Origin of the sequence: Gracilibacillus halophilus YIM-C55.5 (assembly GCF_000359605.1) — a bacterium.
Lineage (GTDB): Bacteria > Bacillota > Bacilli > Bacillales > Amphibacillaceae > Gracilibacillus > Gracilibacillus halophilus.
Genome location: NZ_APML01000022.1, coordinates 96666 through 120835, shown reverse-complemented (window position 1 = coordinate 120835; position 24170 = coordinate 96666). Strand labels below are relative to the sequence as shown.

Annotated in this window: 25 protein-coding genes and 1 pseudogene; 9 read left to right on the top strand and 17 right to left on the bottom strand. The window is 37.4% G+C overall.

The genetic code is table 11. The features are described 5' to 3' along the window. Positions 1 to 37: 37 nt before the first annotated feature. Positions 38 to 841: an inositol monophosphatase family protein gene (locus J416_RS06880; RefSeq protein ID WP_003467286.1), complete on the bottom strand. Its 804-nt coding sequence runs from the start codon at positions 839 to 841 to the stop codon at positions 38 to 40. A gap of 134 nt (positions 842 to 975) precedes the next feature. Here J416_RS06880 and J416_RS06875 point away from each other — a divergent pair, with 134 nt between their 5' ends. Further along, positions 976 to 1593, top strand: coding sequence for a DUF1054 domain-containing protein (locus J416_RS06875; RefSeq protein WP_003467283.1), 618 nt, complete (start codon positions 976 to 978; stop codon positions 1591 to 1593). Positions 1594 to 1709: 116 nt separating this feature from the next. On the opposite strand, the gene J416_RS06870 is transcribed toward J416_RS06875, so the two are convergent. The 7 genes from J416_RS06870 to J416_RS06840 all read right to left on the bottom strand — a co-directional run bounded on the left by J416_RS06870 (position 1710) and on the right by J416_RS06840 (position 8813). Further along, positions 1710 to 1979 (bottom strand): UPF0223 family protein, encoded by a 270-nt coding sequence (locus tag J416_RS06870; RefSeq protein ID WP_003467281.1) that lies wholly within the window; start codon positions 1977 to 1979, stop codon positions 1710 to 1712. Between the two features lie 15 nt (positions 1980 to 1994). Next, positions 1995 to 2870, bottom strand: coding sequence for a polysaccharide deacetylase family protein (locus tag J416_RS06865; RefSeq protein WP_003467278.1), 876 nt, complete (start codon positions 2868 to 2870; stop codon positions 1995 to 1997). A gap of 86 nt (positions 2871 to 2956) precedes the next feature. Further along, complete coding sequence (gene lpdA / locus J416_RS06860) at positions 2957 to 4366, bottom strand: dihydrolipoyl dehydrogenase (protein WP_003467275.1); 1410 nt, start codon at positions 4364 to 4366, stop codon at positions 2957 to 2959. 3 nt (positions 4367 to 4369) lie between these two features. Continuing rightward, positions 4370 to 5644 (bottom strand): dihydrolipoamide acetyltransferase family protein, encoded by a 1275-nt coding sequence (locus J416_RS06855; protein ID WP_003467273.1) that lies wholly within the window; start codon positions 5642 to 5644, stop codon positions 4370 to 4372. A gap of 82 nt (positions 5645 to 5726) precedes the next feature. After that, positions 5727 to 6704 (bottom strand): alpha-ketoacid dehydrogenase subunit beta, encoded by a 978-nt coding sequence (locus J416_RS06850; protein ID WP_003467270.1) that lies wholly within the window; start codon positions 6702 to 6704, stop codon positions 5727 to 5729. A 3-nt stretch (positions 6705 to 6707) separates the two neighbouring features. Next, a complete protein-coding gene (pdhA, locus tag J416_RS06845) occupies positions 6708 to 7769 on the bottom strand; it encodes a pyruvate dehydrogenase (acetyl-transferring) E1 component subunit alpha (RefSeq protein ID WP_205619686.1) in 1062 nt (353 codons plus the stop codon). Positions 7770 to 8165: 396 nt separating this feature from the next. Beyond that, the gene (locus J416_RS06840; RefSeq protein WP_003467265.1) at positions 8166 to 8813 is read right to left on the bottom strand and encodes a YkyA family protein; all 648 of its coding nucleotides are present in this window, start codon (positions 8811 to 8813) and stop codon (positions 8166 to 8168) included. Positions 8814 to 9022: 209 nt separating this feature from the next. Between J416_RS06840 and def the strand changes: the two genes are divergently transcribed. Beyond that, positions 9023 to 9577, top strand: coding sequence for a peptide deformylase (gene def, locus J416_RS06835; RefSeq protein WP_003467263.1), 555 nt, complete (start codon positions 9023 to 9025; stop codon positions 9575 to 9577). Positions 9578 to 9618: 41 nt separating this feature from the next. Here def and J416_RS06830 read toward each other — a convergent pair whose 3' ends face one another. Next, positions 9619 to 10389 (bottom strand): Cof-type HAD-IIB family hydrolase, encoded by a 771-nt coding sequence (locus tag J416_RS06830; RefSeq protein WP_003467252.1) that lies wholly within the window; start codon positions 10387 to 10389, stop codon positions 9619 to 9621. A 331-nt stretch (positions 10390 to 10720) separates the two neighbouring features. Between J416_RS06830 and J416_RS15745 the strand changes: the two genes are divergently transcribed. From J416_RS15745 to rnjA, 3 genes are read left to right on the top strand one after another with little or no spacing between them, the layout of a single operon-like run. Further along, the gene (locus tag J416_RS15745; protein ID WP_156809541.1) at positions 10721 to 10861 is read left to right on the top strand and encodes a hypothetical protein; all 141 of its coding nucleotides are present in this window, start codon (positions 10721 to 10723) and stop codon (positions 10859 to 10861) included. Positions 10862 to 10883: 22 nt separating this feature from the next. Further along, a complete protein-coding gene (locus tag J416_RS06825; RefSeq protein ID WP_003467249.1) occupies positions 10884 to 11093 on the top strand; it encodes a DNA-dependent RNA polymerase subunit epsilon in 210 nt (69 codons plus the stop codon). A gap of 2 nt (positions 11094 to 11095) precedes the next feature. Further along, on the top strand, positions 11096 to 12763 hold the full coding sequence (gene rnjA, locus J416_RS06820; RefSeq protein ID WP_003467245.1) for a ribonuclease J1: 1668 nt from the start codon (positions 11096 to 11098) through the stop codon (positions 12761 to 12763). A gap of 43 nt (positions 12764 to 12806) precedes the next feature. Here the strand turns inward: rnjA and J416_RS06815 are convergent, their stop codons facing one another. The 4 genes from J416_RS06815 to J416_RS06800 form a co-directional block, all read right to left on the bottom strand. Continuing rightward, complete coding sequence (locus J416_RS06815; RefSeq protein ID WP_003467242.1) at positions 12807 to 13478, bottom strand: potassium channel family protein; 672 nt, start codon at positions 13476 to 13478, stop codon at positions 12807 to 12809. A gap of 110 nt (positions 13479 to 13588) precedes the next feature. Next, positions 13589 to 15427 carry an ABC transporter ATP-binding protein gene (locus J416_RS06810; RefSeq protein WP_003467239.1) on the bottom strand — a complete coding sequence of 613 codons (1839 nt, stop codon included), beginning with the start codon at positions 15425 to 15427 and terminating at the stop codon, positions 13589 to 13591. A 15-nt stretch (positions 15428 to 15442) separates the two neighbouring features. Continuing rightward, positions 15443 to 17194: an ABC transporter ATP-binding protein gene (locus J416_RS06805; RefSeq protein ID WP_003467236.1), complete on the bottom strand. Its 1752-nt coding sequence runs from the start codon at positions 17192 to 17194 to the stop codon at positions 15443 to 15445. Between the two features lie 234 nt (positions 17195 to 17428). Continuing rightward, a complete protein-coding gene (locus J416_RS06800) occupies positions 17429 to 17968 on the bottom strand; it encodes a peroxiredoxin (protein ID WP_003467233.1) in 540 nt (179 codons plus the stop codon). Between the two features lie 144 nt (positions 17969 to 18112). Between J416_RS06800 and J416_RS06795 the strand changes: the two genes are divergently transcribed. Beyond that, complete coding sequence (locus J416_RS06795; protein WP_003467228.1) at positions 18113 to 18946, top strand: mechanosensitive ion channel family protein; 834 nt, start codon at positions 18113 to 18115, stop codon at positions 18944 to 18946. 83 nt (positions 18947 to 19029) lie between these two features. Here the strand turns inward: J416_RS06795 and J416_RS06790 are convergent. The 3 genes and pseudogenes from J416_RS06790 to cbpB form a co-directional block, all read right to left on the bottom strand. After that, positions 19030 to 20144, bottom strand: a pseudogene (locus J416_RS06790) (N-acetyldiaminopimelate deacetylase). A 244-nt stretch (positions 20145 to 20388) separates the two neighbouring features. After that, positions 20389 to 21099 carry a 2,3,4,5-tetrahydropyridine-2,6-dicarboxylate N-acetyltransferase gene (gene dapD, locus J416_RS06785; protein WP_003467223.1) on the bottom strand — a complete coding sequence of 237 codons (711 nt, stop codon included), beginning with the start codon at positions 21097 to 21099 and terminating at the stop codon, positions 20389 to 20391. A gap of 74 nt (positions 21100 to 21173) precedes the next feature. Continuing rightward, positions 21174 to 21611 carry a cyclic-di-AMP-binding protein CbpB gene (gene cbpB / locus J416_RS06780; RefSeq protein WP_003467221.1) on the bottom strand — a complete coding sequence of 146 codons (438 nt, stop codon included), beginning with the start codon at positions 21609 to 21611 and terminating at the stop codon, positions 21174 to 21176. Positions 21612 to 21769: 158 nt separating this feature from the next. Between cbpB and J416_RS06775 the strand changes: the two genes are divergently transcribed. Genes J416_RS06775 through J416_RS06765 form a run of 3 tightly spaced genes read left to right on the top strand, consistent with a single transcriptional unit; the run spans position 21770 to position 23732 of the window. Beyond that, positions 21770 to 22639 carry a metallophosphoesterase gene (locus tag J416_RS06775; protein ID WP_003467218.1) on the top strand — a complete coding sequence of 290 codons (870 nt, stop codon included), beginning with the start codon at positions 21770 to 21772 and terminating at the stop codon, positions 22637 to 22639. Between the two features lie 3 nt (positions 22640 to 22642). Next, positions 22643 to 23209, top strand: a complete 567-nt coding sequence (locus J416_RS06770) for an SCO family protein (protein ID WP_003467216.1) — start codon at positions 22643 to 22645, stop codon at positions 23207 to 23209. A gap of 52 nt (positions 23210 to 23261) precedes the next feature. Continuing rightward, complete coding sequence (locus tag J416_RS06765; RefSeq protein WP_003467213.1) at positions 23262 to 23732, top strand: YkyB family protein; 471 nt, start codon at positions 23262 to 23264, stop codon at positions 23730 to 23732. An 11-nt stretch (positions 23733 to 23743) separates the two neighbouring features. Here J416_RS06765 and J416_RS06760 read toward each other — a convergent pair whose 3' ends face one another. After that, positions 23744 to 24106 carry a hypothetical protein gene (locus tag J416_RS06760; RefSeq protein ID WP_003467210.1) on the bottom strand — a complete coding sequence of 121 codons (363 nt, stop codon included), beginning with the start codon at positions 24104 to 24106 and terminating at the stop codon, positions 23744 to 23746. Positions 24107 to 24170: the final 64 nt, after the last annotated feature.

Below are 24170 nucleotides of genomic sequence, written 5' to 3'. Positions count from 1 at the left end.
CCCCCTCATCTTTTTCATTGATATGTTCATAACGATTCTATTTCAATTCGACATACTCATCAAGAAGCTTTTGATATAATGAAGGATTACAAGCAATAATTGTGTTATTTTCCAAAAGCTGTACAGGCTGACCGTTTGCTTGTCGAGTGACTCCATTGACTTCGTGAAGTATCACCATACCACCCGCAAAGTCCCACGGTGATAACCTCATTGTAATATAACCATCAAGAATTCCTTCAGCAACAAACGCAAACTCTAGTGCAGCAGAGCCATACGATCTTGTTCCTCGACTGTCCTTAATGAGTTGCTGAATTTTCTTTTCATTTACACGCCGATTCTGACAAGCTAAAGAACTATTCATGGCAATAATACTACTTTCCAATTGTACATCTCTTGGTAGTGGAGAAAGTTTCGCCTCATTTTTAAAGGCTCCTTTTCCTCGTAAAGCCGTGTACAAGACATCATCCATTACATTATAAATGATACCAATTTCACCAACCCCATGGTCATATATTCCTATCGAAATAGCAAAATGACGTTTCTGATGTACAAAATTCATCGTCCCATCAATAGGATCTATTATCCATATCGTTTGGTTAAGATGGGTAATATGATCGCCAAACCCCTCTTCTCCCAGTAATAGATGATCTGGATAATAAGTGCGTATCTTTTCGGCGAAAAATTGTTCAATATGTTTATCTACAGCGGTAACTAAATCGTTTGCATTAGATTTTGTTTCAATCTTATAATCTTGATGTAATTGTTCTTTGATTAGGTTACCTGCTTGGTACACCCATCTTTTGGCTTGTTCAAAGATGGATTCTTGAATGGATGACTCCATAACATTTCCTCCATTCCTAACGAAAGTATTTCTATTTTAGCAAAAATTTGATTCGTTGAAAAATCATTGTCATTCCCTGTATACTATTGATAGACATATACAAGTTGATATATTAAAACAAAAGGGTGAATATAATGACGTTTGAAGGATTTCAACCAAAGGATTTTGATACTTTTGCAATTGAAGGTTTAGACGAAAGGATGGAAGCTATTCAAGAGCGCATCCAGCCTAAATTCCAAGTAATCGGAGACGCATTAGCAGATGATTTATCACAGTTGGTTGGCCAAGAAATGCATCTTCATATTGCCAAACACGCTAGACGAACAGTCAATCCGCCCGATGATACATGGATGGCCCTAGCTGCCAATAAAAGAGGCTATAAAAAGCACCCCCATTTCCAAGTCGGTCTATGGCAGGATCACTTATTTATTTGGCTTGCTTATATTTATGAGTTTGAAAATAAAACTACAGTTGCGCAACAATTTTTACAAGATCAAGATGATATAGAAACCAACATACCGAATGATTTCGTTTTATCACTCGACCATACAAAGAATCAATCCATGCCGTTCACAAATGAAAATCTCTCGCATGCTTTAGATCGTTTGAAAAACGTAAAAAAAGCTGAATTTTTAATCGGAAAAAATATCGACCGTCATAACCCTATACTTCAAGATGGTGACAAACTTCTTCAGGAAATCAAACAAACGTTTGACACATTAGCACCATTGTATCGGTCTACGATCAAGTGACCTATATTTTATATTGACTGATAACTTTTTCTATGTAAGAACTGGAAAATATGCTCGCTGCGCAATCAACAAATGTTGCTTTTCTCACAGTGACATATTTTCCAGGTGTTTGTTCATCACATGCGCACAATATCTTGTTGTTCAAGTGTTTTTGCCTGTTTGATCACTCGAAATGGGATATAACCTGATTGCTTCTCAAACTTTTTATCTAACTGTTTTTCCTCACTCTTTGAAGGAACAATTTCTTTATAACGATTATAGGCAGCTATTAAATCTTGTTTTTTAACGCCTTTTTCATAGGCTTTTTCAATGATTGAGTAATAGTTGACAACATCAATGACTTCTTGTGTAGACCAAGATTCATCAATTGGATAACTATAATTCAAATCCCTCATCCTTTCTTATTCGGGTAATTGGATCGTATGTGGATCGGCTATTTCATATCCTTTATCACGCAAACCTTTCACAATATCATCTAACGCTTCTGCTGTCCATTCACGATCATGCATTAATAAGTTTGCACCAGGTTGTAACAATGAATAATCAACACCAGCTTCAGGACCTTTACCAGTAATCATAGCTTCCGTTAACTTTTCTGCATCCATATATGGTTTAAAATAATCGTAGCCGTATGTCCAATTCATTAATAACATTCCTTTATCTGCTACTAACTTTTTAACGTGATCTGTGTTAGCCCCATGTGGCGCACGGAAGAATTTCGGTGTCTCACCAGTAATTTGCTTAATGACATCATTAAGCTTTACAATTTCCTGTTTTTGCGTTTTTGAATCAACTTCAGTTAATCGCGTATGATTGTACGTGTGATTGCCAATTGCAAATCCCATCTCATGGATTTTCTTCAATACGTTTTTCTGCTTTTCAGTTTCAAGAAAATGTCCATTAACAAAAAAGATTGCTGGTGCATCTAATACTTTTAACGTTTCTGCCATTTCTATCGCATATTCTTTCGGGGCATCATCAATAGTTAGCAATACGACTTGATCATTTGTCTCTTCTTTTAGCGGTTTAAGAAGCCAATTATCATTCATACGATAAAGCGTTTCCTTTTTTCGGTTTGTCGTCTTTTGCTCATCCTCATTTGTTTCCGCAGCTTGATTATTCTCTTGTTTTTGATCTTCGGGATTTTCTTTCTTTTCTGTTTCCTGCTGTCTGTTTTCTTTCTGATTTTGATCGGTTGAATCCATATTTTGAGTCGAGTTACAACCGACCAAAATCGTTAACGTAAGAACAACTAAGATCATGAAAAACTGTTTCACGATGAACAATCCCTTCGTGTAATGTCTCTGATTGAGGTTTTATCCGAACAAAAAGAGCCTGCTTACATAGCAGACTCCTTCGCATGTTATTTTACGATATGAATCGGAGAACCCATCGCCACTTCTGCAGCTTCCATTGTAATTTCGCCAAGCGTTGGGTGAGCATGAATCGTCAATGCTAAGTCTTCTGCTGTCATTCCAGCTTCAATCGCTAATCCAAGCTCAGATACCATATCACTTGCATTTGGGCCTGCAATTTGTGCACCAATGACAAGTCCATCCTCTTTGCGTGTAACAATATTTAAGAAACCATCCGCTTCATTTAATGACAATGCTCGGCCGTTGGCACCAAATGGAAATTTCGATGCATTCACTTCATACCCTGCTTCTTTTGCGCTCTCCTCCGTATGACCAACAGAAGCTAGTTCTGGATCCGTAAAGGCAACAGCTGGAATAGCAAGATAATCAATTTCAGCATTCTCACCAGCAATAGCTTCAGCAGCAATCTTACCTTCATAAGAAGCTTTATGCGCAAGCGCTGGTCCTTCAACAATGTCACCAATAGCATAAATCGTATCAACATTTGTACGACATTGTTTGTCGATTTGAATAAAGCCCTTATCATTCATGTCAACACCGACTTGTTCAAGGCCTAATTCATCAGTGTTTGGCTTACGACCAACAGTCACAAGAACATAATCCGCTTCGATCGTTTCTTCTTTGCCATTCGCTTCATATGTTACTTTGACACCATCTTTTGTTTCTTCAACACCTTGTGCCATGGCTTTTGTCACAATATTTGCACCTTTATTTTTGAGTTTCTTCTTCACTAAATTGGTCATTTGTTTATCAAAGCCACTAAGGATATCGTCTAACCCTTCTAAAATAGTCACTTCTGTGCCAAAACTAGCATATGCAGCACCAAGTTCTGTCCCGATATAACCGCCACCGATGACAACCATTTTTTCTGGAATTTCATTTAAGCTTAACGCACCTGTTGAATCAAGTACGCGATCGGAATACTTAAATGTCGGCAATTCAATTGGTGTTGATCCTGTTGCGATAATGCAGTTATTGAAAGTATATGTCTGAGAATTTTTCTCATCCATCACTTTAACTGTGTTTTTATCAACGAAATAAACTTCACCTTGTACAATGTCTACTTTATTTCCTTTCAGTAAACCTTCAACACCGCCAGTTAATTTGTTTACAACTGAACCTTTCCATTCTTGAACTTTAGAAAAATCAACGGAAACATTTTCAGTTGTAATTCCCATTGATTCTTCGCCATGAGCGTGTTCATAGCGATGGCCAGCTTGAATAAGTGCTTTTGAAGGAATACACCCTACATTTAAACAAACACCGCCTACTGTTCCTTTTTCAACAACCGTAACTTTCTGACCGGTTTGAGCAGCACGAATAGCTGCTACATAACCGCCAGGACCAGCACCGACTACAAGAGTGTCTAATTCAATCGGAAAATCTCCAACTACCATTTATTACCCCTCCATCATAATAAGTTGTGGGTCTTCTAATAGACGTTTTACCTGATTTAATGCATGTTGTGCTGTAGCTCCATCAACAATGCGGTGATCGAAGCTTAGCGATAGTGCTAATACGGGAGCAACTACAATCTCTCCGTCACGCACAACAGGTTTTTCCCCAATACGTCCAATACCTAAAATCGCTGCTTCTGGATAATTGATAACCGGTGTGAACCACTGACCACCCGCTGAACCAATGTTTGTAATTGTGCAAGAAGCACCTTTCATTTCATTAGCGGACAAGCTTCCATCTCTTGCTTTTCCTGCTAATTCGTTGATTTCTTGAGAAATAGCAAAAATTGATTTAGAATCAGCATCTTTTACAACAGGTACAAGCAATCCTTTATCTGTATCAGCTGCAATACCAATATTGTAATAATGCTTATGAATAATTTCATCTGTTTCATCATCCACAGAAGCATTCAAAATTGGGTATTTGCTTAAAGCAGAAACTAACGCTTTTACTACGTATGGAAGATATGTCAACTTAATATCTTGTTCTGCTGCAATTGGCTTAAACTTCTTACGATGAGCAACAAGTTCCGTTACATCCACTTCATCATGAAGCGTTACGTGTGGTGCTTTATGTTTCGAGTTCACCATCGCATTGGCAATTGCTTTTCGAATACCACTCATTTTTTCACGTGTTTCAGGGAATTCGCCTGCTGGTGCTTCTTGAGTAGCTGTTGTTTCTTTCGGCTGATCAGTTGTTTCTGTCGCTTCTTCTGCCTGATCACCACTTAAGAATGCATCAATATCTTCTTTTAAGACACGATTATTTTTCCCTGTTCCTTGTACCTCTTCTATATTCACGCCATTGTCACGTGCATATTTTCGTACGGAAGGCATAGCAATCACACGCTTGTTTGGATCTTTAGCAGCTGGTGCTTGCTGTTGATCTGTTTTTTGATCCGTCTCTTCTGCTTGATCTTGTTTTGACTCTTCTGATTCACCTTCAGATTGGTCATCAGATGATTCTTCACCTTCATATCCTTCAGCGTCAATTGTGACAACTGTTTCACCAACGGTCGCTACTGAACCTTCGTCAAAATGTACTTCTTTAATCGTTCCATCAACTGGTGAAGGAATTTCAACTACTGATTTATCATTTTGTACTTCACAAAGCACGTCATCTTCTTTGATTTCATCGCCAGCTTTGACAAACCATTTTGCAATTTCACCTTCATGAATACCCTCACCAATGTCAGGCAATTTAAATTCATAAGCCATGGAAATGACCTCCCGTCTCTTTTTTATAGAGTCTGTAATCCGTTGTTGATTATTCGATTCAGGGTATAACGAAAGCTATCAATTAAAAATGGATAACTTCGTTTACTTTCTCGGTAATATCTTTATAATTTGGTAACCATACTTCTTCTGCTTGTGTAAATGCATATACAGTGTCTGGTGCAGCTACCGTCTTAATCGGTGCTTCTAAGTGAAGGATCGCTCTCTCTTGAATTTGTGATACAACATAAGAAGCGATACCAGCTTGACGTTGCGCTTCTTGTACCATCACAACACGATTCGTTTTCTGTACAGATTCAACGATGGTGTCAAAGTCAATTGGCATTACTGTACGTAAATCAATTACTTCGGCTTGAACACCATCTTGCTCTAACTCATCAGCCGCTTTTAATGCTGCATGAACCATCGCGCCATAAGCAACAATTGTTACATCTGTACCTTCACGTTTTACATTCGCTTTGCCAAGATCAACCGTGTAATCTTCATCAGGCACTTCTTCACGGAAAGAACGATATAACTTCATATGCTCCAGATATACGACAGGATCGTTATCACGTATAGAAGAAATGAGTAACCCTTTCGCGTCATATGGATTCGATGGAATAACAACTTTCATACCTGGTTGTTGTGTGATTAAGCCTTCCAATGAGTCCGCATGCAATTCCGGCGTATGCACACCACCACCAAATGGAGAACGAATTGTCACTGGCGCATTTTCTGTATTACCTGAACGATAACGTAGACGCGCCATTTGTCCATTGATCGCATCCATTGCTTCATAGACGAAGCCAAAGAATTGGATCTCTGGAACAGGTCTGAAACCTTGTGTTGATAGACCTGTAGACATTCCAATAATACCGGATTCAGCTAAAGGTGTATCAAAAACTCGGTCTTCACCAAATTCTTGTTGCAATCCTTCAGTCGCACGGAACACACCACCGTTTTGTCCGACATCTTCACCAAAGACGAGAACATTCTCATCGTTTTTCAACTCTGTGCGTAATGCTTCAGTGATTGCTTGAATCATCGTCATTTGAGCCATAGTTTACTTCGACTCCTTTTCTTTATATTCTTCTCTTTGTTCTTGTAAATGTGCTGGAAGCTCTTCATACATGTTGTCAATTAATTCTGTTACTTTTTGCTTCGGTTGCTCATCCGTTTTCTTAATTGCTGCTTTGATTTCCTCTTTTGCTTTTTCAATGACTTCATTTTCTTCGTCTTCTGACCATATGCCTTTTTCTTCTAAGTATTTACGGAAACGCACAATTGGATCACGTTGTTCCCATTCATTATCCATATCTTCTGTACGATAACGAGTCGGATCATCACCCGCCATTGTGTGTGGACCATAACGGTAAGTAAGTGTTTCGATGAGTGTTGGTCCCTCGCCATTAATGCCACGCTCTCTTGCAGCTTTTGTGGCAGCATAGACAGCTAATATATCCATACCATCCACTTGAATTCCTTCGATACCAGCAGCTATTGCTTTTTGCGCTAACGTATCTGCGGCTGTTTGTTTTTCAACTGGAACCGAAATCGCAAATTGGTTATTTTGTACTACGAAAATAGCGGGAGCTTGATAAGCACCTGCAAAGTTAATTCCTTCGTAGAAATCACCTTGAGACGTACCACCATCACCTGTATAGGTAATAGCAACAGAATTCTTACCACGCTTCTTAAGCCCCATAGCAACACCAGCTGCTTGTGTGTATTGTGCACCAATAATAATTTGTGGACTAAGTGCATTTACACCTTCTGGCATTTGGTTGCCATGATAATGCCCACGTGAGAAAAGAAATGCTTTGTATAATGGTAGTCCATGCCAGATTAATTGTGGAACATCACGGTATGCAGGTAAAATAAAATCTTCTTGCTCTAGTGCAAATTGCGTACCTAATTGTGATGCTTCTTGACCAGCTGTTGGTGCGTAGAAACCTAAACGACCTTGACGGTTTAGCGCAATGGAACGTTGATCAAGAATTCTCGTATAAACCATACGGTACATTAATTCTCTTAATTCTTCATCTGAAAGTTCAGGCATAGCATCTTCATTAACGACCTTACCTTCTTCATTCAAGATTTGAAACGTTTCGAACTGTTCTTCCATATTTTCTAATGTACGTTTCAAAGATATTCACCTCTTCCTTTCTTCATTGCAAATTATAATCATCAGGAATAGCTTTCCCAAAAGATTCAAAAATCTGTACCAAACATATCGTAATTGGTATACCTACATGCTTGTATCTAACTCAATCCAGCAGCATAAAAACTGTTACATTCTTATTAGCGAAATGGATTGGTACAATTTTTATTAAGTATAGTTTAGCTTATAGTGCTCAGTTGGTCAAACAGTTTGACACAAATAATATTATAATTTTTATATTTCCTATGCAACTAAAACTTTTCATTCACAATCATTATCGGTAACTGTTTCATCTATTTTTTTCATCTGTACCAATTTAAAATAAACAAAAATAAAAAACTTCCGCATGTTGCAGAAGTTTTAGTCTTGAACAATATTTAGATCGGCCTCTTGATAAAAATTAGCCTTTTGGTCATTATATGTATTTGTTAATTCATTGAATGTATCGTTTAATTCCATTAACGTTTCATATTGTTGATTGACCGTATTGATTAGATTACTCAATTCTTCCTCAGTTAAATCCTCTTTTTGAAACAATTCGTAGAGGGCTTTTTCTTCTTCTAGTGATACCATATAAGCATCATTTAATTCATAGTATGTTTGATACCGTTCTTCCATCGTTGTTATCATTTCATTTGCAGTCTCTTGCAACGGATCATCCAAATCAGAAACTAATTTTTTCGCTTTCAAAAATTCTTCCTCTGCGCTCTTCATGCTTTCTTTTTCATCAGCTAAGATTTTTTTTCTTTCTTCAATATTATTTAATGCTTCACCAGTCAATGATTCAATTTTGTCCAACTCATCTGCAGATAATTGAATTAATTCATTGTATATTTCTTGATCTCGTTCTTCTAACTCAGAAAACGTATCTTGTTTTTCAGCAAATGGCTGTTCTAACTCTACTGCTGTTTCTAGATGATCATACATTTTCTCAACGGTCGATTCTTGATTACATCCAATGAGCAACAGCATGGTGATCATCGTAACTAAAATGCCTAATTTTCTCATCTCCCAAATGTTCCTCCTAGTTTTATTCTCTATATTGACTCGTCTATTATAACATATGATGATAGGATTGACTCTAAAAATATTATATGAAGACAAATGAAAATTATGTTTTGCTTATACAACAATCCTATAATAACTTTAACTATATTTTTTTTATCAAATTCGTTATGATAATAAATGCAAAAGATAATTTATGGGGTGAAAAAATCATGATTACAATGGATGATATTGTGAAAGAAGGCAATCCCATCTTAACTCAAGTAGCAAAAGATGTGGAAATGCCACCATCAACAGATGATAAAAATACGTTAGAAGAGATGCTTACCTTTTTAAAAAATAGTCAAGATGAAGAAATCGCCGAAAAGTACAATTTGCGACCTGGCGTCGGTTTAGCGGCACCACAAATTGGGTTATCAAAACGAATGATGGCTGTGCATTTCACTGACTTTGATGATGTAGAATATAGTTACGGTTTATTTAATCCGAAAATCGTTAGCCATTCCGTTGCCCAAACGTATTTATCTGGAGGAGAAGGTTGTTTATCTGTTGACCGTGAAGTTCCAGGGTATGTTCCTCGCTATCGAAAAGTAACAATCAAAGCTACTGATTTGGAAGGAAATGAAATCACGTTAAAATTAAGAGGATATGCAGCGATCGTGTTTCAACATGAAATTGATCATCTAAATGGCGTCATGTTCTACGACCATATTAACAAACAAGATCCATTTCTTGCACCTGAAAACGCCAAACCATGCGATCAATAATCCATCGATATTGCTCATATAAGAAAGGAAAGCCTCCCTTCTTATATGAGTTTTAGTTTTTTTAGTCCATTGGCCAATCCGTTTGCTGAAACATCATCAGTTACAGCGTCCGCTTTTACTTTTAGTGGTTCTACACTATTGCCCATCGCTACGCCTACATTCACTTTCTCTAGCATCTCTTGATCATTTAACCCATCACCAAAAGCGTAAGTATCTTTCCAATCTAATCCAAGGTTATTGATAAATTGTTCAATACCATATGCTTTGGAACCAACGGCTGGTAATACATCACAAGAATACTCATGCCAACGGACAAAACGCATTTGTTCAAACTGCTTTTCGTAAGCTTCTTCTTTATCTTCATTAAATATTAAAGCTTGATAGATCGGCTGCGAACGATAAAAAGAGTCGTCATACTCCGGATGATCACGTTTCAAACTTTTCATACTTTCTTCAATATATCGATGATAAGTCACTGTTGATTTCATCGTATTTACTGATTGATACACGATTGGGTCATTTTGCTTAAGACTATAATCTTGCAACTTTTGTAACTGTTCAACAGGTAATGGATGGTCATGGACAACTTTTCCTTTATATACAACATACTGACCGTTAAAGCTTATGTAGGAATGAATCTGTAATTCTTGCATGATGTCTTGAAACATAAATGGAGCTCGTCCCGTAGCAATTACGACAGATGCACCATTTTTATGCAATTGATTGACGGCATCTTTCGTCGCTTTCGGAATGTTCTTATCGTGATCTGAAATCGTCCCATCAATATCTAAAAATATAATCGGTTGACTCATCGTTAGATCTCCTCACTTCTTTGTTCTATAGTTGTTCATGTAGCTGTATATACACTTCATATATTATAACATGAAAAAGCAAATGCATAAGGAATGCCTCATTGGCAAACCTATACATAATGAGTATGTAAGGACGCTTTGTAGAATTTCATTAACTGTTTGATTGGCTCAATGTCGTTCCAGAAAGAAAAAATATTTCAATTTATCAAACTTTTTTGTTTCAAATTTTTCCGAATCATACTATACTAGTTAGTAATAGGGATTGGATCGGTTCATTCTAACTACGTGCTTATCTTTCTATACTCATTATAGAAAGGAGTTCGAGGTAACCATGTTAAAACGGCTGAAAGAGAAGTTAAAAAGACGGTTACGTGATGTATTAAGGAAAAAAGGTGTGCCAACTACATTTCGTCGTTCAATGAAATTACAGCAATCAACCATAGAATCCAAAAAAGATAATGAATCGCAATAAGAAAGATAAAAGGAGAGATATAATGATATATAAAGTACTTTATCAAGATCGACCAGATGAAATTCCTGTTCGTGAAAATACAAAAGCTCTGTATGTTGAAGCAGATGCTGAACGGGAAGTTCGCCATTATTTAAAAGATCATCAAATTAATATCGAGTTCATCCAAGCATTAAACGAGGATCATTTGGCATACGAACAACAATCAGAAGATTTTAAAGTGGAGAACGCCTAATTATGAAATTTGTAAAAAATGATCAAACAGCTGTATTTGCCCTCGGTGGACTCGGCGAGATTGGAAAGAACACCTATGGCATACAGTTTCAAGATGAGATTGTCCTGGTAGATGCTGGAATAAAATTTCCAGAAGATGAACTATTAGGGATTGATTATGTCATCCCTGATTATACGTATTTAATACAAAATCAGGACAAAATCAAAGGCCTTTTTATTACTCACGGACATGAAGACCACATCGGTGGTATCCCTTATTTATTACGTGAGATTAATGTGCCGATATATGCTGGTAAATTAGCAGCAGGATTGATCCGCAATAAATTGGATGAACACGGATTATTACGTAGAACAAAATTACACACGTTTCAAGAAGATGATGTCATTAAGTTTCGTAAGACATCTGTATCTTTTTTTCGTACGACACATAGCATTCCGGATTCTTATGGTATTGTAGTTAAAACGCCGCCAGGAAATGTTGTTCATACAGGTGATTTCAAGTTCGACTTCACACCGGTCGGTGAACCTGCAAACATTGCTAAAATGGCAGAGATCGGAAAAGAAGGGGTATTATGCTTACTTTCCGATAGTACGAATAGTGAAGTTTCTGGCTTCACCTTATCAGAACGCGTAGTTGGTGACAGTATTCACGATATTTTCTCTCGGGTAGAAGGTAGATTAATTTTTGCTACCTTTGCGTCCAATATTCACCGCCTTCAGCAAGCTGTTGAAGCTGCGGTCAAAAACAATCGAAAAATTGCTGTATTTGGGCGGAGTATGGAAGCTTCCATTAAAATTGGATTGGAATTAGGTTATATTCGTGCTCCAAAGGATACGTTCATTGACGCTAATCAAATTAATCAACTACCCGCCGACGAAGTAGCCATTTTATGTACAGGCTCACAAGGTGAACCAATGGCCGCACTGTCTAGAATTGCAAATGGTACACACCGACAAATTCAAATGACACCTGGTGATACAGTCGTATTCTCCTCATCACCAATCCCTGGGAATACGATCAGTGTCAGTCGCATTATCGACCGTCTCTACCGCGCAGGAGCAGAAGTCATTCATGGACCATTAAATGACATTCATACGTCTGGACATGGTGGACAAGAAGAACAAAAATTAATGTTAAAACTTATTCAGCCGAAGTTTTTCATGCCGATTCATGGTGAATATCGTATGTTAAAAGAACATACAAAACTAGCAGAAGCATGTGGCGTCCCAACAAAACAAAGCTTCGTTATGGATAACGGAGAAGTATTAGCGCTCGGTAAAGATCATGCTTCCGTTGCTGGTAAGATTCCATCCGGTTCTGTTTATGTTGACGGTAGCGGAATTGGAGATATTGGAAATATTGTGTTACGAGATCGTCGAATATTATCTGAAGAGGGATTAGTGATTGTTGTCGTTAGCATCAATATGAAGGAGTTCCATATTGCATCTGGACCAGATATCATTTCAAGAGGTTTTGTCTATATGCGAGAATCTGAAGATTTAATTAATCAAGCTCAGAAAATCGTTGCCAAGCATCTTGAAAAAGTTATGGAACGACGAACAACACAATGGTCGGAGATCAAAAATGAAATTACCGATACAATTGCTCCTTTCCTATTTGATAAAACCAAACGACGTCCAATGATTTTACCAATCATTATGGAAGTCTAATGAAAACAAGCCCTAAGTGAACCAAACACTTAGGGCTTGTTTTTTAGTCTTCTACAACCAATTGCTTTTCGAATCTAGATATATCTTTATCGGCACCAATAACGATTAAGATATCATCTGCCTCAATCGTTTGGGTAGCCATCGGCGAAACATTAATACCTTTTTCATCTGCTTCTTTAATAGCAACAATATTACATCCATATTGAGCGCGAATATCAAGATCTACTAATGTTTTTCCATCCATCCGTTTTCCTGCTTTTACTTCCACGATACTGTGATCATCAGAGAGCTCTAGATGGTCTAAAATGTTGGTAGAAATGATGCTGTGCGCTATTCGTCTCCCCATATCTCTTTCAGGATGGACAACATAATCCGCGCCAATCTTCTTCAACACTTTTTCGTGGTAGTCATTCTGTGCTTTCACAGTTAATGTCTTAATACCAAGTTCTTTTAACATAATAGTAGTTAAAATACTTGCTTGAATATTATCACCGATCGCCACAATAACGTGTTCAATATTCCGTATCCCTAACTCTTTTAGAACTTTATCATCCGTTGTATCTGCAATTACAGCATGTGCAGCGATATCTTTAAATTCATCAATTTTATCTTCATCAGCATCAATCGCTAGAACGTCCATCCCTTCTTCACTTAATTCACGACATATACTGCCACCAAAACGACCTAGACCAATTACTGCAAACTCGCGTTTCATCATGATTCCTCCAACTTCCATAATCTCTAGAAAATTTTACTTTCATATTCATCATAGAGGCAAAATACAAAAAAGTAAACCAGATCATAACAATCTGATTTACGCATGAACTACAAGGCATCAAGCATATCAAACTGTGATTTCACAAGATGATAATATTCTCCCTCACGTTTCATTAATTCATCGTGATTGCCCTGTTCTAATATTTTTCCGTTTTCTAACACAATAATATTATCTGCTTCACGAATAGTCGATAATCGGTGAGCAATCATAATAGCCGTACGTCCGCTTAGAAGTCGCTTTAGCGCTTTTTGAATTTGCATTTCTGTTTCTGTATCAATACTGGCTGTTGCCTCATCTAATATAATAATGCGCGGATCTGCTAATAACGCTCGTGCAAATGAGAGCAATTGCCTTTCACCAGCAGATAAAATGTTCCCTCTTTCTTCTACTTCCGTCTCATATCCGCTGGAAAGTCGTTGTATAAATGCATCCGCACCTACTACACGAGCAGCTTCTTTCACATCATCATCTGTTGCATCTGGCCGACCAAATCGAATGTTTTCCATAATGGTCCCTGAAAAAATGAACGTATCCTGTAAAACGACAGAAATATTCGTTCGCAAACTATCTAAACGCATATCTCGAAGGTCATATCCATCAACATATACAGCACCTTCTGTCGGATCGTAAAATCGGCTAATAAGATTTGCGATGGTCGATTTACCAGAACCAGTATGTCCGACTAGCGCAACCGTTTGACCCTTTTTAATCTTTAACGAAATCTCGTGCAAAGCGATTCGATCATCGTCGTAGGAAAATTGTACTTGATCAAACGTGATGTTCCCTTGCATGTCTGTAAATGATTGGGCATGTTTCTTTTCTTTCACATTAGGTTCTTCATCTAAAAATTCAAAAATACGCTCTGATGAAGCCATTGCCACTAATAATTGATTATATATTTGCCCCAGCCTCGAAATAGGTTCCCAAAACATCCCTAAATAAAAAGCAAATGATACAAATGTTCCAATCTCTATCGTTTGATTCAAGATTAAGTGCGAGCCGTAAGCGATTAAAATAACGGTTCCAATAGCATTACTCATTTCTACAAACGGCCCAAAGTATGCACTCTTTTTCATCGCCGTTCTTTCTTTTTCAAAATTATCGGTATTTACACCATTGAAAAACTCGGTATTTTCTTTCTCTTGGGCAAAAGATTGTGTAATACGAATGCCTTGCATACTTTCATTTAAATGCGAGTTTAATCTTGACTTTTGAATCCGAACATCTTGCCATGAGCGACGAATCCGACGTCGTAACTTCGTCGAAATGAAAAACATGATGGGTAGAATCACCAAAACGGCTAAAGCAAGAGGTGGACTCAATACAAATAAGATGACAATGATGCCTGATAACATGACGACATCCATCAGTAAATTAATGATCCCGTTCGTAAATAATTCTTGTAGTGAATTGACATCATTCAGTATCCGAACGAGTATGGAACCAGCCGAACGTTTATCGAAAAAGTTATGTGACAGTCTTTGAACGTGTGAGAACAAAGTTTCTCTTAAATCATAAATAACACGCTGACCTAAAATATTCACCCATTTGATTCGAAACATATTACCAACATAACTAATGACGTACAGAAGCGAAACACCTATGATGAGATACGTTAATAATGTGACATCCCGATTATCAATAGCAACATCAATGACTACTTTACCAATTATAATCGGTACGACCAGTCGAACAGCTGTGGATATGAGCATTGCGATGACAGCACCTGGCAATAATGTTTTACTGTATGGGAGTAGATATCGTAACAAACGTAACATTTGTTTCCAGTTAAAAGGTTTCTCTACCGCTTGATCAAGTGGATAGTAAAATCGCTTTAAGTGCGGACGATTGGCTTTTTGTTGATTGATGGTATCACTCGTTGCCATTCTTTTTCCCTCCTTTTAATGAACAGACTGTAATATAGCTTCACGATCTTGATATTGAATCTGATAAATACGGTGATACGGTCCCTCGTTTTGTATCAGCTGATGATGCGTTCCCCGTTCAACGATTTCCCCTTTCTCCATAACGAGTATTTCGTCAGCATGTTTTAATGAAGAGATTCGATGAGCAATAATAAATGTTGTTCGATCTTTCATCACTTCTTTTAAAGCTTTCTGAATTTGAAATTCCGTCTCCATATCAACAGCAGACGTCGCATCATCTAGCACCAAAATTTTTGGATCGATTAAAATCGCACGAGCGATCGCAATTCTTTGTTTTTGACCACCTGATAATCCCATGCCACGTTCACCGAGCATCGTATGATAACCATCTGGCATTTCCATAATAAAATCATGAGCCTGAGCACGTTTAGCTGCATCTACAATATCATCCATCGATGCTTCAGGATTCCCATAGGCAATATTTTCCTTAATTGTGGTTGAGAATAAAAAGGATTCCTGTAAGACAAAACCGATATGCTTTCGTAACCATTTCAGCGGATAAGCATTGGTAGGACGACCATCCACGAGCACTTCTCCCTCTTCTGGCTCATAAAAGCGAGTGATTAATTGCGTAATACTCGTCTTACCAGCTCCAGTTGGACCGATTAAACCGATGACTTTTCCAGGAGGTGCATCAAAAGTGATATTTTCTAAGGCAGTGTCATCATCCTTGGTATACGCTAATGTCACATTTTGAAAGGTAACGTGTCCCTTCATTTCGGTAGGAACGAACGGATGTTTTTCGTCAACTACATCTTCTTTCGCCTCCAATATCTCTAGTAATCTTTCACCCGAAGCTTTGGCTTGAGAAAACTGATTGACGATAAACCCTAAATTCATGAGAGGACCTAATATATAAGTGACTAAACTGAAAAACGCTACTAATTCTCCTAACTCTAATTGTCCATTAATTACTAAATAACCACCATAAATTAACAATGCCACCATACTTACATTACCGATAAACTCCATAAACGGAAAATACCTTGACCATATATTTGAAGTGAATATATTGACGTCGCGATAATTTTCGTTATTTGTTGTGAAACGTTTTATTTCAAAATCTTCTTTCGATAATGATTTGACTGTATTCATACCACTCACATTTTCTTGAATTCTTGTATTTAATCGTCCCAATGACTTCCGAACTTGTCGAAAAGCTGGGTGAACTTTGCGATCAAATCGAAAAACAACAATCGCTAAAAAAGGCATAGCAGCCATTGTAACAAGCGCTAGTGGTACTGAATAAAAAAACATAACACTCAAACTTATTAAAATTAATAAAGTAACTCGGATAAGCTCCTTACATCCTGCTGATAAGAAAAAACGAAATCCCTCAACATCCATTGTTAAGCGTGACATTAAGTCTCCTGTTCGTGCATTATCATAGTAAGTAAACGAAAGTCTTTGCAATTTCTTATATAGTTGATCACGTAAAGTAAACACTGACTGAATACCGAACAAATCTCCTAGATACTGCTGTAGAAAGTTGGCCACCCCTTTAATCAGCATGAGCAAAATAAAAATTAGTGCTATATAACGTATTAACTGATATTCACCGGCTATGACCACATGATCAATAGTAATCTGCAAAATAATTGGATAGACAACTGTGATTGCGGTTACAATTAAAACAAAAAAAACAGAAGCGATAAAATATTTTTTAAATGGCCAATAAAAATGTTTTAATTTTCGAAACGTATCCATCGTTTAGCACCCCCTAAATGAACGTATTATTTAATATAACGGGTTTAACAATAAATTTCCACCTTTTCGACTTATTTTCCAAAATTTTTTTCATTGGGTCCAGAAAAAATACGGGATAACACGATACAACTTTGAATGACTTATTTTGTATCATGTTATCACCATTCCATTTTCGATTCCAGCTCTACTTACATGATAAAAACCATTTTAAAATCATCTCTTTCATCGCTCATTTTATAATGTCTGCTGACCTGGTTTCCAATTTGCTGGACATAACGCCCCCGTTTGCAATGCTTGTAAGACACGTAATGTCTCATCTACATCACGACCAATATTATTATGGTTGATGACTTGATATTGCAATTCACCCGCTGGACTGATAATAAATAGACCTCGCAAGGCAACTCCTTCTTCTTCAATCAAAACCCCATACTGCTTGGCTACTTGGTGATTTGTATCAGCCGCTAATGGAAAGTGAAGCGGACCTAATCCATTTTCAGACCGCGGTGTTTTTATCCACGCTAAATGTGTATGAATGGTATCTGTTGAAGCACCAATAACCGTTGCGTCTAATGCTTCAAATTCGTCATACCGATCCGAAAGCGCAGTAATTTCAGTTGGACAAACAAATGTAAAATCCATGGGATAAAAAAACAAAACCGTCCATCTTGCATCTTTCATGCATTCATCTAATGAAACCTTACCAAATGATTGATCTGGAAAAACAGCTTCCATATCAAATTGCGGTGCTTGTCTACCTACCATTCGTTCCATATCTATATCTACCTCCAAATCTAAATATTTACTTTTCATTTACAGTATGGCAAGAAAATCATATCTTCAAACATCATATGAGTTGCGAGTGATGTTGTTTTCGCTTAGGATAAACATAGACTTCAGCGAGGAGGGTGATCAACTATGTTCGTCAATGGATGGCAAATAAATTGGAGTTCCATGGTAGAAAATACCATTCAGTACGGTGTGAAAATTGGATTATTAGTCATTTTATTAGCAATTCTCGCTCCAATTGGCAAAAAAGTAATCAGTACGGCATTAACGAAGTCAACATCAAAACAAAAGATTTCAGAGGCACGACTTCAAACATTGGAAAAACTATTACATAACGCGTTTTCTTACACGTTAATGTTTCTTTTTATTATGATGGTGTTCGCTATATTTGAAATACCAATCGGGCCATTATTGGCAAGTGCCGGTGTGGTTGGTCTTGCGATTGGCTTCGGTGCGCAAGGACTTGTTAGTGATGTTGTTACAGGATTTTTTATTTTGCTAGAGAAACAAATCGATGTCGGTGATTACGTAACGGCTGCTGGCTTTAATGGTATTGTAGAAGAAGTTGGCTTGCGAACAACACAAATACGTAGTTTTGATGGTACATTAAATTTTATACCTAACCGAAATATTTCTGGTGTCAGCAATCATTCCAGAGGAAGTATGCAAGCATTAGTGGATATCGGTATTGACTATGGCGATGATGTTGATAAAGCCATGACCGTGCTACAAGAAGTGTGTGATGAATTCCAAGCAGATGAACGTTTCGTTGAAGGCCCAGACGTGATCGGTGTACAAGCATTTGGTACGAGTGAAATTGTTCTACGAATCATCGGAAGAACTGAAAACATGGAGCAATGGGGAGCAGAACGTGATATTCGTAAACAGATCAAACATGCATTTGATCAACAGGGGATTGAGATTCCATATCCACATCAAGTTTATATTCAGAAAGACACATAAGCAACTATCGATAAGATTCAATTTTATAAGAAGGCAGTATCCGATACTACATTGACTTGTCGGACACTGCCTTCTTTCATTATCTATACATGATGTATCATTGCTAATACGGCGTTAACACCGACTGTTAACGCATCTTCCTTAGGTGTCAGTTGACTATGATGTAAACCATAAGGAGAATCGACACCTAACCAAAACATAAAACCCGGTATCTCTTTAAGGAAATAACCAAAATCTTCCCCTGTCATCGCCTGACTTGCGGTTTGAAAGGTGATCCCTTCTTTTTGTACAGCTTGTTGGAATTGGTCAACATATGGCTTCGTATTATATACTTGGTAGTAATTTGCTCCATAATCGACTTTTATTGAGCAATCATATGTAAGCTCAAAGCCACGCATCATCTGTTCCAATTCTTTTTTAATTAACTGCATCGTTTCTGGAGAAAGTGTCCGAATCGTTCCTTCAAGCCTTGCTTGCTCAGCAATAATATTTTGCACCGTTCCACTCGTTACTTTGCCAATTGAGATCACACCACTATCTAACGGATCTATTTTCCGAGAAATAATCTGTTGCATTTGTGTCACGAATGTGCTTGCAGCCACAACCATATCTTTTGTTACATGAGGATATGCAGCATGACCACCTTGTCCGATGAAATCGATGAACAATTCACTCGTGTTGGCAAACAACAACCCTTCTTTACTTGACACCGTACCTACTGGTAATTCTGGTGCAATATGAAGCGCAAATATCATATCAACATGAAATGATTGAAATTCCTTTGATGCAAGCATCGGTTGTGCTCCACCAGGTCCTTCTTCTGCAGGCTGAAAGACAAATAAAACATTATCATCTACAGGATGTTTAGATAATGTATGCAGTACACCTAGAGCAATCGTCATATGAAAATCGTGTCCACAGGCATGCATATTGCCAGCATGTGTGGAAGAAAAAGAGTAGCCTGTTTGTTCTTGAATCGGCAGACCATCAATATCCGTTCGGTAGGCAATCGTCCGTCTCGGCTGCTTGCCCTTTACGAAAACAAATAAACCTGTATGCCAAGTAGTAATTTGCAAATGAGTCTGATCCATTTGTTTTATTTGATCTAAAAGAAATTGCTGTGTTTTCGTTTCTTGAAACCTAATTCTGGGATCTGATGCAATTCACGACGAATGTTGATTAAAAAATCCTGTTCCATAAAAATACCCTTTCTTTGGCAGTAGATGTTGCCAACAATCTGGTGATAGGTAAAAATTTGCGAAGAAAATAAATGACAAGCATCTGATGCTCTAAAACCCGAACCTCATCCAAGTTTCAAATGGTAAGGTCCGGGTTATTATTTCGCATCGAGCTGTTCGTATGGTAAATGAATTTTTTAGGTTTATACCATAAAACGACATTTGCTACTTTGTCCTAACAACGCTTTACTTCTCTATTCTTCCTTAATCATCTAGCTTACGTAAAGCTTCCATAATTTCTGTTTTTGATTTCGTTTGTTCATCAATTTCTTTCAATACTTTTGCTGGTGTTCCACCAACGACGGTGTTAGCTGGAACGTCTTGGGTAACCACAGAACCAGCAGCAACTACCGCACCTTCACCAACGGTAACTCCTTCTAAGATAACAGCATTCGCACCAATGACAACTCCATCCTCAATGACAACTGGTTGGGCAGATGGTGGTTCTATGACACCCGCTAAGACAGCACCCGCTCCAACGTGACAGTTTTTCCCTACTGTAGCGCGTCCTCCAAGTGAAGCGTTCATATCAATCATTGTGCCTTCACCAACGACAGAACCGATATTAATCATTGCACCAAACATAATGACAGCTCCATCACCAATTTCCACTTGATCACGAATAATGGCACCAGGCTCAATACGAGCGTTCACGTCTTTTAAATCAAGTAGAGGAATAGCAGAATTTCTGCGATCATTTTCAATGACATAATCTTGAATTTGCTCTGAATATGTAGACAGCGCTTCTTGAATGTCTTTCCATTCACCAAATAGCACACCATTATCTTCGCTGACAAACGCTTGAACAGCTTTATGATCCTCTATTTGCTTTAAGTTGTTCCCTTTCACATATACCTTAACAGGCGTAGATTTTGTACTGTTTGATATAAAAGAAATAATTTCATTTGCATCCATTGTAGTTTCCTCCGTTTTCTATCATATTTTCCAATGTACATATTACAAAATGGATTTCATTTATACAAGTATTTTCAATCGATATACATTGATTTATTCACTTGCTTTAAAATCGCCCGTCTTGTTAGTATTCCTTCAAAGTATCCTTGTTCATCCACTACACAGGCAAATGGATGATTGATGACGAGTTTTAAACAAGTAAGAAAATCCATATCTTTCGTTACCTTCGGTGTATCTACATCCATAACAGACTCCACCTTTATTTCCGATAACTTTTCCATTTCAAAGCGTTCCATCCCCATGACATTTTGTAATATTTTCGTTTTGCCGATTGTCCCTTGATATTTATAATACATATCTAAAACAGGTACCGAGGCATACCCAGACTGAACCAAAACGAGTAGCGCATGCTCCGCCGGATTTCCAACTTGTACGTGCGCAACTTTGTCTGCTGGTATCAGTAGATCCTGTACTGTTAGATCGGCTAACGTTAAATGTCCAAGTTTTGTCATCATGACACTCCTTTTTCTTATAGTGAAGGAGCCATCGCTTCACCTTCTTCATTTTAACACAAAATGAATAGTAAATGTGTGTAAATTATATATAAACATGGCATAATGAGTGATCCATGATATAATTGAATTAATAATCGTGAGAAAGGGCTTCTTCCATGAATCGTCGGACATTTATTAAAAGATTATTCACAAGTGCTCTCGCCTTGTTCGGACTCACTGGGGGGACATATTATTATGCACGTGAAATTGAACCGAAAATGTTACGCATTCGTCACCAAACGATAGAATCTACGAATATACCTGAGAGTTTTGACGGATTCCGTATCCTTCAATTCAGTGATACACATATTGGTTATCATTATACCATCAATCAATTAGAAAATTTAGCAGCAGAAATCAATCAGCTTACACCTGACCTTGTCGTCTTTACCGGTGATTTAGTTGATCATCCTGACCAATTTGATTGGGATGATCGAATAAGTAGTTGCTTACAAAACATAACAAGTAAACACGGGAAATACTGGATATATGGAAACCATGATCACGGCGGATATGGTACTGATATTGTTAAGCAAGTATTTGATAAATCTGAATTTAAATTGTTACAAAATAGTCATACCATTTTACAAAAAAATGATGATAAGATAGTCTTAGCTGGGGTCGATGATGCTTTATTAGGAGACCCAAGCGTTACTAACGCTGTTAGCAACCAAGCAGAGCACTATTTTACGATCCTTTTAGCTCATGAACCGGATTACGCTGACTCTGTCTCGCAATATCCTATCGATGTACAGCTATCTGGTCATAGTCATGGTGGTCAAGTTCAAATCCCATTTGTCGGATATGTATACACACCTTATTTAGCTGAGAAATATGTAGAAGGTGAATACCAGATTGGACAATACCCTTTACAGCTACATGTCAGTCGAGGAATTGGGACAACGCGATTGCCTTATCGTTTTTTATGTCGACCAGAAATGACCGTATTTCAGCTATCGTCCACATCACATACAAATGGAGGTTAATAAATGAAGAAATTAATAATCGCAAGCTTTACTTTACTTCTGCTGGCCAGTTGTGGCACAGCTTCAGATGAAAACAGTGGCGAATCTGACATTGATGCGTTCTCTTACACAAACCAAAACGATGAAACATTCTCGAGCGACCAATTACAAGGGAAAACATGGGTTGCGAATTTTATTTTTACAAATTGTGAAAGGGTATGCCCTCCGATGACGAGTAATATGTCTCGATTACAATCATTACTGGCTGAAAACAACATTGATGCTGAACTAGTGTCCTTTAGTGTCGATCCAACAAATGATACACCGCAAATATTAAAACAATTTGCCGAGGATCGAGGGGCTCAGTTTGACAATTGGAACTTACTAACTGGGTATAGTGACGATGAAATTAAACAATTGGCTAAAGAATCATTCAGTACACTTGTCGAAAATCCAGAAAATTCAGATCAAGTGCTTCATTCGAATAAGTTCTTCATCGTGTCTCCAAATGGAAAAGTCGTTGATAATTACAATGGGACACAAGCCGATAACATGCAAAAAATTGTTGATAAAATACAATCGATTCAATAATCTAATATAAGGCTGGTTATCCCAGCCTCCTTTTTTAGAAGGGGGACATCTAATGAATGAACAAAAATACAAACGAAATGAACTTGGACAAGCGTTATTTATCGTGAATCGGCATGCAAAAACGGCACCAGATCCAAGCAAGTTATATGAATTAAAAAAACAAGCCATGGACAAACTACTAAAAGACGGATTAGCCCAAAAAATGGGACTTCATTTTTCAAATAATCCCAAATATAGTCGGCAACATTCCGTCTTACTTGTAAATATCGATCAATATTATTTCCACATTCCACCCAGCAAAGAGGATATGAAACAACTAACACATTTAGGGACATTAGATTACCAATATTCGAATCCCAAACCAGCTGTATCCTTATCTAAAGCGAAACGAATACTCCATGACTATTTAAACAAATCAGAGCCAAAGAATCATTCCTCACCGAAATCACATCAAAAACGACAGAAACCTGCTGCCTCACAAACCCTTTCTCCTTTTTATCATAAACGAAAACAACAATATTAAAGAGAGCCTGTTTAATGTGCTCTCTTTCGATAAGACATGGATTTTAATCTTTTCTTCTTGCGTTGATATTTGAACCATTGGATTCCCTTTTTTCCACCGATAAAAAATGAAAATACAATAATCGCAATAAGTAATATTTTGGTTTCTTGGATTGAAAAGATATTTTGAAAAACCAACAGCATAAAAATAATACTTATGAAAAATGCAAGAAATGTTTTCCACTCCCATGCAATAAACAACTGTACAAACGGATAAAGAAAATAATAACACACGATTAAAAAAATGAACGCATATAGCACAATAAATAACTCTGTCCGAAACGCTATTAATATATAATCAACAAATTGGTACAGTTGATCAGCTATTGAATTCATAAAGCTTCCTCCTTTTTTGTTCTTGTTCACCTTATTATGATAGAATATGGCTATATTTATCGAT